7 protein-coding genes are annotated in these 10261 nt (G+C 66.1%); 4 read left to right on the top strand and 3 right to left on the bottom strand.

Annotated elements, in window-relative coordinates; genetic code table 11:
* Nucleotides 1–265 precede the first annotated feature (265 nt).
* Entirely contained in the window at nucleotides 266–2662 is a 2397-nt protein-coding gene (locus tag HU735_RS19410) for a diguanylate cyclase (protein ID WP_186714828.1), read from the bottom strand.
* A gap of 95 nt (nucleotides 2663–2757) precedes the next feature.
* Nucleotides 2758–4956: a bifunctional 23S rRNA (guanine(2069)-N(7))-methyltransferase RlmK/23S rRNA (guanine(2445)-N(2))-methyltransferase RlmL gene (rlmKL, locus tag HU735_RS19405; protein WP_186714827.1), complete on the bottom strand. Its 2199-nt coding sequence runs from the start codon at nucleotides 4954–4956 to the stop codon at nucleotides 2758–2760.
* 550 nt (nucleotides 4957–5506) lie between these two features.
* On the opposite strand from rlmKL, the gene HU735_RS19400 reads away from it, so the two are divergent.
* Nucleotides 5507–5731 (top strand): ribosome modulation factor, encoded by a 225-nt coding sequence (locus HU735_RS19400; RefSeq protein WP_186714826.1) that lies wholly within the window; start codon nucleotides 5507–5509, stop codon nucleotides 5729–5731.
* Nucleotides 5732–5945: 214 nt separating this feature from the next.
* On the opposite strand, the gene HU735_RS19395 is transcribed toward HU735_RS19400, so the two are convergent.
* Nucleotides 5946–6971, bottom strand: coding sequence for a quinone-dependent dihydroorotate dehydrogenase (locus tag HU735_RS19395; protein WP_186714825.1), 1026 nt, complete (start codon nucleotides 6969–6971; stop codon nucleotides 5946–5948).
* Between the two features lie 126 nt (nucleotides 6972–7097).
* On the opposite strand from HU735_RS19395, the gene HU735_RS19390 reads away from it, so the two are divergent.
* From HU735_RS19390 to HU735_RS19380, 3 genes are all read left to right on the top strand, one after another.
* The gene (locus tag HU735_RS19390) at nucleotides 7098–8312 is read left to right on the top strand and encodes a CmpA/NrtA family ABC transporter substrate-binding protein (protein WP_346655371.1); all 1215 of its coding nucleotides are present in this window, start codon (nucleotides 7098–7100) and stop codon (nucleotides 8310–8312) included.
* Nucleotides 8313–8322: 10 nt separating this feature from the next.
* The gene (locus HU735_RS19385; RefSeq protein WP_050704763.1) at nucleotides 8323–8898 is read left to right on the top strand and encodes an ANTAR domain-containing protein; all 576 of its coding nucleotides are present in this window, start codon (nucleotides 8323–8325) and stop codon (nucleotides 8896–8898) included.
* Nucleotides 8899–9048: 150 nt separating this feature from the next.
* A complete protein-coding gene (locus tag HU735_RS19380; protein WP_186714823.1) occupies nucleotides 9049–10260 on the top strand; it encodes a nitrate/nitrite transporter in 1212 nt (403 codons plus the stop codon).
* Nucleotide 10261: the final 1 nt, after the last annotated feature.

The raw sequence follows: 10261 nt of genomic DNA, 5'->3' as shown, positions 1-10261 counted from the left end.
GACGGGCATCCATGCCCGTCACCTCCCTCCGCAAGAACTCCGCTCGGCCTCCTGAAGTCGCAATTGGTGTTGCCTGAACTACCGCGCACTTAGAAGCAAGAGCAAGAGCAAGAGCAAGAGCAAGAGCAAGAGCAAGAGCAAGAGCAAGAGCAAGAGCAAGAGCAACCAGCCAAACTAACCGACCAACCAACCAACCAACCAACTAACCAACTAACCAACTAACCAACTAACCAACTAACCAACCAATTAAAATATACAACCCACTTCAAGACAACTCGCCCTCAACCCGATCCCGCCCTCCCTGCTTAGCCACATAAACCCCAGCATCCGCCCGCAACAACAACGCATCAGCCCCCTCCCCAACCCGCCACCCCGCCACGCCAAAGCTCGCCGTCACCCGCCCCACCCCCTCCACCGGCACACTCCGCACCCCCTGCCACAACTCCTGCGCCAGCATCCGCGCCTGCTCGGCATTGCTCCCCGGACACAGCACCATGAACTCCTCCCCACCCAACCGGCAAAACACATCGGTGCGCCGCAGCCGCTGCCCGATCCGCTGGCACAGGCTGCGCAGCACATGATCCCCCACCGCATGCCCATATTGATCGTTGATCCGCTTGAAGTGATCGATATCCAGCATGATCACCGCCAGGTCCAACCCATCCCGCTGCGCCCGATCCAGTTCGTTGCGCAACCGCTCCTGGAAATAGCGCCGGTTATAGATCCCGGTCAGGGCATCGGTCACCGACAGCGCCCGCAGCTCCTCCTCTACCCGCTTTAGGTCCGAGATATCAGTCAGGTACCCATGCCAGAGCGTACTGCCGTGCTCGCCGATTTCCGGAGTCGCCTCCCCCCGTACCCAACGCAACCCCGCCCGCGGCAGGCACACCCGGTACTCCTCACGCCACGGCGACAGGTACTCGGCGGAGTAGCGCACCGAGCGCCGCACCCGCTCCAGGTCGTCCGGATGAATACGCTCGAACACCGCAGCGGCGTCCTGGCGCAGCAACGCCAGGTCCACCTCATAGATGTCGTGCAGACCCTGGCTGGCATAGGGGAAACAGGAATGACCATCGGCATCCAGACGATACTGGTAGATCCCGCCAGGCACCTCCGCGCTGAGTTTTTCCAGCAGCCGGTCGCGGGCCGCCAGGGCCTCGTGCACCCGGCGCCGCTCGGTGACATCGATGCAGATCGCCAGGTAGCCCACCCACAACCCCTGCTCGTCCAGCACCGCCGTCACCAGCATGTTGGCCAGCAAGTGACTGCCATCCTTGCGCACCAGCGTCCAGTCCCCAGGCTCCGCGCCGCCCTCCTGCACCGTCTCGGCGAACATCGCCTGACCCGCGCCGACCTCACGACCGAATCGCACGCTCAAGGCGTGGGCACGCTGGTGCAACTCTTCGGGCAGGACCAGATCCTCGAGCCGCAATTGGCCCAGCGCCTCGCCAGCCGAATAGCCCAGCATGCGCTCGGAGCCCGCGTTGAAGGTGCCGATCACCCCGCGCAGGCTGGTGGCGATGATCGCCACCTGGGTCGCGGCATCGAGCACGCTGCGCAACTGGTTGTGGGTCTCGCGCAATGACTGCTCGCTGACGCGCAGCTCGGCGGTGCGCCGGGCCACCAGGCCCAGGGCGCGCTGGCGCTGGCTGAACAGGCTGTACAGCAACAACGCCAGCAACACGCTGAGCAGGCCGCCGAGCAACGCCACCACCGGCACCGCCGACGAGCGATTGGCGGCGAGAAAGCTCTGGCTGGGGCGAATATCGAGCTGGTAATGGTGGTCAGCCAGGTGCAGCAGGTGACTGCTGGCAAATCCCATCCGCGCCGGCGGCATCCCCGAATCGAACAACACCTCGTGCCCACCCTCGGTGGACAGGTCGAGGATGCGCACCACCAGGTTGTCGTCGGCCACCGTCGGCAGGCTCTCGGCGATCAGCTGATGCAGGCTCAGCAAGGCCATGACGTAGCCTCGGGGCGGCTCGCCCGCAGACGCTTGCTCGGCGAACACCGGGGCGACTATCAGCACGCCACGGGTATAGGTCGGCTCGACGTTGATCATGTCCAGCGGCGCCGACACCGCCATGCTGCCGGGGCTCACGGCCCGGGCCAGGGTCGCGGCGCGCAGCGGCTGTCCGCCCAGGTCGAAGCCGTAGGGCTGGGCCTGGCGGCTCGTCGCCTGGGTGTACAGGACCGGATAGTAGTGATCGCGCGCCGGCGCGGCCTGCCAATCGCCTTGGTCGTCGAGGTCGCGTATCTGGTAAGGCTGGCCGAGCAAGGCACTGGCGCGCCGCTCGAATTCCTCGCGCTGCGGGGCCGTTACCCGCGGTGCCCAGGAGTAGGCCTGGGTGCGATGCAGCAAGGGACGTGCATAGCCATCGAACTCACGGGGGGTGATTTCAGTAGCATAGGCGAAGAACCGACGCAGGCCGTCCAGGCGCTGTTCCTGCTCCTCGAAACGCTCGGCGATACGGCTGTAGCGCTCACTGGCCAGCAGCTCGAAGCGCTGGCGCAGTTGCTGCTGGTAGAAGGTCTGGGTGGCGATCGCCAGGGCTGCCGTGAGCAGCGCCCCGGCAACCAGCGCCGCCAGGGCCACGCCCCAGGCCGACAACTCGTCGCCGAGCAGGCCAAGCCGCTTCGCAGGTACGCCCGGGGTCGACATAGAGGACTCCAACCAAGGTCAGCGTCCTGCGTATTGTCCCGCCCTGTCCTGAGTTATAGCCACTGGCCAGCAGGCGCGCCACGTACCTCGTCGGTTCAGCGCAGGCGCAACTGCCAGGCGCGGTGGATGCGGTTGTTGCGGGCGAAGTCCGGGTCCAGGGTCTGGGCACTGATCTCCTCCACCACGTACCGCGTCGCCAGGTGCTCGTCGAGCTGGAACTTGCGGAAGTTGTTGGAGAAGTACAGCACACCTCCCGGGGCCAGGCGCGCCATGGCCAGGTCGAGCAGTTGCACATGGTCGCGCTGCACGTCGAACACCCCTTCCATGCGCTTGGAGTTGGAGAAGGTCGGCGGGTCGATGAAGATCAGGTCGTAGCTATCCTGGGCATTCTCCAGCCAGGCCATGACATCGCCCTGCTCCAGGCGGTTGCGCTCGGAGAAACCGTTGAGCGACAGGTTGCGCCGCGCCCAGTCCAGGTAGGTCTTCGACAGGTCAACGCTGGTGGTGCTGCGCGCGCCGCCCTTGGCCGCGTGCACGGTGGCCGTGGCGGTGTAGCAGAACAGATTGAGGAAACGCTTGCCCGCCGCCTCGCGCTGGATACGCATGCGCATCGGGCGGTGGTCGAGGAACAATCCGGTGTCCAGGTAGTCGGTGAGGTTGACCAGCAGCTTGACGCCGCCTTCGTTGACCTCCTGGAAGCGTCCTTCGGTGGCCTGGCGCTCGTACTGGCGAGTGCCGGTCTGGCGCTCCCGGCGCTTGAGCACCACACGCTGAGGATCGACGCCGAGGGCCTGGGGAATCGCGCTCAGCGCGTCGAGCAGGCGCGCCTGGGCCTTGTCCGGATCGATCGAGCGGGGCGCGGCGTACTCCTGCACATGCACCCAGTCGTGATACAGGTCGACCGCCAGGGCGTACTCAGGCATGTCGGCATCGTACACACGGTAGCAATCGACCTTCTCGCGACGGGCCCATTTGCCCAGCTGCTTGAAGTTCTTCTGCAGGCGGTTGGCGAACATCTGCGCGCCTTCCGACAGGCGCGCCGGCTCGCTGGCCACCGGGGCCTGGCGACGAGGCTCGCCCTCAGCCGCCTCGGCCTGGGCCGAACGACGATCACCGGTCACGAACTGGTCGGGCTGGACCTTGAACAGCAACAGCTTGCACGGCAACGCACCGTTCCAGAAGGCATATTGCTTGTGGCTGCGGATGCCCATGCGCTTGCCCAGTTCCGGCGCACCAGTGAACACCGCCGCCTCCCAGCCCATGCAGGCCTGACGCAGGCGCTCGCCGAGGTTCTGGTAGAGGTACAGCAGGCTGGCTTCGTCACCCAGGCGCTCGCCGTACGGCGGGTTGCTGATCACCAGGCCTTTCTGGTTCTGGTCCGGGCGCGGCTCGAAGCTGGCCACCTCACCCTGGTAGATCTTCACCCAGTCGCCCAGGCCCGCGCGCTCGACGTTGTTGCGCCCCGGCTGGATCAACCGCGGGTCAGCCTCGTAGCCGCGGATCCACAGCGGCGGCTTGGCCAGGCCGGCCTGAGCCCGGGCCTGGGCCTCGTCGTGGACCTTGCGCCACAGCGCCGGCACATGGCCGAGCCAGGCGCTGAAGCCCCAGCGCTCGCGCTTGAGGTTGGGGGCGATATCGGCGGCGATCATCGCCGCCTCGACCAGGAAGGTGCCGACGCCGCACATCGGGTCGGCCAGGGCCCCGCCCTCGGCCGCAATACGTGGCCAACCAGAGCGGATCAGCACCGCCGCCGCCAGGTTTTCCTTCAAGGGTGCCGCGCCCTGCTGCAGGCGATAGCCACGCTGGTGCAGGCTGTGGCCGGACAGGTCGAGGGACAGGATCGCCTCGCCACGGTCCAGGCGCAGGTGCACGCGCACATCCGGATCGACCTTCTCCACCGACGGACGCAGGCCTTCGCGGTTGCGCAGCTTGTCGACGATCGCATCCTTGACCTTGAGCGCGCCGAAGTGGGTGTTGTCGATGCCCGAGCCATGGCCGCTGAACTCCACCGCCAGGGTGCCATCGGCCGCCAGGTGGTCGGCCCAGTCGACGGCATGCACGCCATCGTACAGGTCGTCGGCGTTCTTCATCGAGAAGCGCTTGAGTACCAGCAGCACGCGGTTGGCCAGACGCGACCAGAGGCACAGGCGATAGGCGGTTTCCATGTCGGCGTCGCCGCGAATGGCCGAGGTGTGCTCACGCACCTCGTTCAGGCCCAGTTGACGGGCTTCCTCGGCGAGCAGGCCTTCAAGACCCTTGGGGCAGGTAAGGTAAAGTTCGAAACGGTCCGACATGTGCAATCCAGAGCCTTTGGCTAGGTAGATGGCGAGCCGACGCATCGGCTGCCGCTGTTTGCCCGCACGCCTTTCCACGAGGCGCCCGGGTGGCCCGGCGAAACGCTCGCCAGGCCTGGCCGCCCGGTCGATCATGCCTTTGCCGGGTGGCGAAAAAGGCTTTGATCGTCGAGCAGTATGAAAATTGCGTGGACGCTGGGTTCAGATGTGACCCTTCGTCGCATTACCAAATATTACTGTCATCATCCAGCAACGCTGGCCAATTGACGTCAAGGTTGGGTAAACCCTGATCATAGCGGGCTCAACGGCAAACAAGGTTGAGTCGCATTTATTTACTTATCCCCTCACCCTCGGAAAGGTTACGTCCTTATGACAAATCGATCATTCACACTGTGACTCGCATTCGTTAGAACTGATCTCAGGCCGCACCGCAACGGGGCGGCACTTTCAACCCGCCACGCCAGCAGCGGGTGCACTTCGGCAGAACGACTCTGCCCGGCCTCGGAGAGGTCGACGGGACATTTCAGTCAACAAGTGAGGGCAATACCTTATGAGTGATAGAAGAATGAAGCGTAACTCGTCGGAGAAAGATTTTTCACGCGGCTTTCAATACGGCATGCAAGGTAAATCCCGAGAACTGTGCCCAAAACAGGAAGGTACAGCTGGCCATCAAAACTGGATGAACGGTTGGCGCAACGGCCGTGAAGCTTACTGGAACGCTGAAACCGGCATCGCTGGCATTTCTACCCGAAACGAAAACCACGCACTTGGCTGAACGAGGACACTGAATTCGAGTCACCATGCGCGCCCTATCCGGGCGGCGGGCTGCGGCCCAGGGGCCCCTTTGAAGGGGCCCTTTTTTATGCCCCTTTTTTCACCCCACCCAACGGGCAACGTGGGAGCGGGCTTGCCCCGCGATGGCGTCCGCCCAGACAACGTGTCCTGGCACCATCGCGGGACAAGCCCGCTCCCACAGTTACCGGTTCATTTCATGGTTTCGGCATCGCGGCAATGGCATCCACCGCCTCACGGATCAGCGCCGGACCTTTATAGATGAAGCCCGAATAGATCTGCACCAGGCTCGCCCCTGCGGCGATCTTCTCAGCCGCATGGCGTCCTTCGGTGATCCCGCCCGCCGCGATGATCGGCAGCTTGCCACCCAGCTCACCGGCCAGCACCTTGACCGTGTGGGTGCTCTTCGTCAGCACCGGCGCCCCCGACAGGCCGCCTGCCTCACCGCCATACGGCAGGCCTTCGACGCCCTCGCGCCCCAGGGTGGTGTTGGTGGCGATCACCGCATCCATCCCCGACTCGACCAGCGCCGCCGCCACCAGGGCGGTCTCCTCGTCACTCATGTCCGGCGCGATCTTGATCGCCAGCGGTACGCGCTTGCCGTTCGCCTGCGCCAGCTGCTCACGGCGCTCGGCCAGGGCATCGAGCAGTTGCTTGAGCGAATCGCCGAACTGCAGCGAACGCAGGCCCGGGGTATTCGGCGAGCTGACGTTGACGGTGATGTAGCTGGCGTCGTTGTAGACCTTCTCCAGGCAGATCAGGTAGTCGTCCTGGGCCCGCTCGACCGGGGTGTCGAAGTTCTTGCCGATGTTGATGCCCAGCACGCCGGTGTACTTCGCGGCACGCACCCGCGCCAGCAAGTGGTCGACGCCCAGGTTGTTGAAGCCCATGCGGTTGATGATGGCCGTTGCTTCCGGCAGGCGGAACAGCCGCGGCTTGGGGTTGCCCGGCTGCGGACGCGGCGTCACGGTGCCGATCTCGACGAAACCGAAGCCCAGCTGGGCAAAGCCGTCGATGGCCGCGCCGTTCTTGTCCAGGCCGGCGGCCAGGCCGACCGGGTTGGCGAAGTTCAAGCCCATCACCGTCACCGGCAACGCCGCTGGCTGCTTGCACAGCAGGCCATTGAGCCCAAGGCGGCCACCGGCGCCGATCAGGTCCAGCGACAGGTCGTGGGAGGTTTCCGGGGAGAGCTTGAACAGCAGCTGGCGGGCCAGGGTATACATGGGCGGGCGGACTCGCGGTGTGTGAGGGGGCGATTATAGCCAGCGCGCCGCCGGGGCGACAGGGCCATGGCACATGGGTTGCTAAGTCAGCTGCATGCAGCCATCCGCGAATGCCCGAGGATTCTCGTGAACACACCCCTCCCGACAACGCCCCTGGCCTGGGTCAACGGCAGCGACGCGCCGGAAAAGCCCAGCCTGGACATTGGTTTCATGGCCCTGACCGACTGCGCCTCGGTGGTGGTCGCCGCCACCCAGGGCTTCGCCCAGCAGTTCGGCCTGACCCTCAACCTGCGCCGCCAGGCCTCCTGGGCCGGGCTGCGCGACAAGCTGGTCAGCGGCGAGCTGGACGCCGCCCACTGCCTCTATGGCCTGGTGTACGCGGTGCACCTGGGCATCGGCGGCGTGCCCGCCAGCCCCCTGGCCGTGCTCATGGGCCTTAACCAGAACGCCCAGGCCATCAACCTCTCCCCCGCACTGCAACGCAAAGGCGTGACCAACCCCGAGGCACTGGCGCGACTGGTGCACCAACAGGGCGCACGGCTGACCTTCGCCCAGACCTTCCCCACCGGCACCCATGCCCTGTGGCTCTACTACTGGCTGGCCAGCCAGGGCATCCACCCGCTGCGCGACGTGACCAGCGTGGTGGTGCCCCCGGCGCAGATGGCCGCCCACCTGCAGGCCGGACGCATCGACGGTTTCTGTGTCGGCGAGCCTTGGTCGGCGGACGCCCTCGCCAGGGGCCAGGGCTTCACCCTGGCCACCAGCCAGTCGATCTGGCCCGACCATCCGGAAAAGGTCCTGGCCAGTGCCCGCGGCTTCGTCGAACAGTACCCCAACAGCGCCCGAGCGCTGATCAAGTCGGTACTCGCCGCCGCGCGCTTCATCGAGCAGAGCCAGGAGAACCGCCAAGGCGCCGCGCAACTGCTCAGTGGCAGCGCCTACCTGGACACCCCGGTCGGCAGCATCGAGCCGCGCCTGCTCGGCGACTACCAGGACGGCCTGGGCCATCGTTGGCACGATCCTCACGGCCTGCGCCTGTTCGACCAGGGTCGGGCCAACCTGCCGTACCTGTCCGACGGCATGTGGTTCATGACCCAGTTCCGCCGCTGGGGCCTGCTGCGTGACGACCCGGACTACCTGGCCGTCGCCGGCCAGGTGCAGCAGCTGGCGCTGTACCGCGAGGCCGCCACGGCGCTGGGTGTCCCCTGCGCCGACCCGCCCATGCGCAGCAGCCTGCTGATCGATGGCAGTCGCTGGGACGGCAGCGACCCCCATGGCTATGCGCGCAGCTTCGCCCTGCACGCCCTGGACGCGGCGCCTGGCGCCCGCGCCCATCGCTGAGGGCCCGGCTATGTTGCGTATCCTGCTGATCGACGACACGGAAAAGAAGGTCGGCCGCCTCAAGGCCGCCCTGATCGAGGCCGGCTTCGAGGTGATCGAGGCGGGTAGCCTCAGCATCGACCTGCCCGCCTGTGTCGAAACGGTGCACCCGGACGTGGTGCTGATCGATACCGAGTCACCGGGCCGGGACGTGATGGAACAGGTGGTGCTGGTCAGCCGCGACCGGCCGCGCCCCATCGTGCTGTTCACCGACGAGCATGACCCCGGTGTGATGCGCCAGGCGATCCAGGCCGGGGTCAGCGCGTACATCGTCGAGGGTATCCAGGCCACGCGCCTGCAACCGATCCTCGACGTGGCCATGGCCCGCTTCGAAAGCGACCAGGCGCTCAAGGCCCAGTTGATGGCCCGCGACCAGCAACTGGCCGAGCGCAAGCGCATCGAGCAGGCCAAGGGCCTGCTGATGAAGATGAAGGACTGCAACGAGGAACAGGCCTACACCTTGATGCGCCGCCAGGCCATGAGCCGCCAGCAGAAGCTGATCCAGGTGGCGGAACAGATCATTGCCATGTCGGAGATGCTGGGCTGACGCCATTACACTTGGCCCGGCTCTTGCTGAACATAACCCCGGTAGCCAACGGCGGTTGCCCCCATACCCTGACAAAGACGTCGCTTGCCCTCCCACAGCCGTGGACCGGGCAGTGGCGTCTTTTCGTTTCCGCGCCCAACGAGGTGTTCGATGAATACGAGCTTCTGGAAATCCGGGCATGTGCCCACGCTGTTCGCCGCCTTCCTGTATTTCGACTTGAGCTTCATGGTCTGGTACCTGCTCGGCCCCCTGGCGGTGCAGATCGCCGCCGACCTGCAACTGAGCGCACAGCAACGGGGCCTGATGGTCGCCACGCCGATCCTGGCCGGCGCGGTGCTGCGCTTCGCCATGGGCCTGCTGGTCGATCGCCTGTCGCCCAAGACCGCCGGGCTGATCGGCCAGGTCATCGTGATCGTCGCCCTGGCCTGCGCCTGGCACCTGGGGGTGCGCAGCTACGAGCAGGCTTTGCTGCTGGGCGTGTTCCTCGGCTTCGCCGGGGCCTCGTTCGCCGTGTCCCTGCCGCTGGCCTCGCAGTGGTATCCACCCCAGCACCAGGGCAAGGCCATGGGCATCGCCGGGGCCGGCAACTCCGGCACGGTGTTCGCCGCGCTGCTGGCCCCGGCGCTGGCCGCAGGCTTCGGCTGGAACAATGTGTTCGGCTTCGCCGTGCTGCCCTTGCTGCTGACGCTTGCGCTGTTCGCCCTGATGGCGCGCAATGCGCCCCAACGCCCCAGGCCCAAGGCCATGGCCGACTACCTCAAGGCCCTGGGTGACAGGGATAGCTGGTGGTTCATGTTCTTCTACAGCGTGACCTTCGGCGGCTTCATCGGCCTGGCCAGCGCCCTGCCCGGCTACTTCAGCGACCAGTACGGCCTGAGCCCGGTGACTGCTGGCTACTACACCGCCGCTTGTGTGTTCGCCGGCAGCCTGATGCGCCCGCTCGGCGGTGCCCTGGCCGACCGTTTCGGCGGGATCCGCACCCTGCTGGCGATGTACGGCGTGGCCGCCGTGTGCATCGCCGCGGTGGGCTTCAACCTGCCCAGCGCGGCGGCGGCCCTGGCCCTGTTCGTCAGTGCCATGCTCGGACTGGGTGCCGGCAATGGCGCGGTGTTCCAGCTGGTACCACAGCGTTTCCGTCAGGAGATCGGCGTGATGACCGGGCTGATCGGCATGGCGGGTGGCATCGGCGGTTTCCTGCTTGCCGCAGGCCTGGGCACCATCAAGCAGCATACCGGCGACTACCAGCTCGGCCTGTGGCTGTTCGCCAGCCTCGGCCTGCTGGCCTGGTTCGGCCTGCATGGGGTCAAGCAACGCTGGCGCACCACCTGGGGCTCGGCGGCGATCACCGCAGCGCGGGTCTGAG

It is taken from the genome of Pseudomonas sp. BW16M2 (assembly GCF_014268865.1).
In the GTDB taxonomy this organism is placed as follows: Bacteria; Pseudomonadota; Gammaproteobacteria; order Pseudomonadales; family Pseudomonadaceae; genus Aquipseudomonas; species Aquipseudomonas peradeniyensis.
The sequence above is the reverse complement of the archived record's forward strand: the minus strand, read 5'-3'. Positions and strand labels throughout refer to the sequence as shown.

Excerpts from the sequence above, each read along its gene's own strand:
- HU735_RS19395 (WP_186714825.1), bottom strand. The coding sequence starts at position 6,971 with ATGTATACCCTGGCCCGCCAGCTGCTGTTCAAGCTCTCCCCGGAAACC.
- rlmKL (WP_186714827.1), bottom strand. The coding sequence starts at position 4,956 with ATGTCGGACCGTTTCGAACTTTACCTTACCTGCCCCAAGGGTCTTGAA.
- HU735_RS19380 (WP_186714823.1), top strand. The coding sequence starts at position 9,049 with ATGAATACGAGCTTCTGGAAATCCGGGCATGTGCCCACGCTGTTCGCC.
- HU735_RS19400 (WP_186714826.1), top strand. The coding sequence starts at position 5,507 with ATGAGTGATAGAAGAATGAAGCGTAACTCGTCGGAGAAAGATTTTTCA.
- HU735_RS19410 (WP_186714828.1), bottom strand. The coding sequence starts at position 2,662 with ATGTCGACCCCGGGCGTACCTGCGAAGCGGCTTGGCCTGCTCGGCGAC.
- HU735_RS19385 (WP_050704763.1), top strand. The coding sequence starts at position 8,323 with ATGTTGCGTATCCTGCTGATCGACGACACGGAAAAGAAGGTCGGCCGC.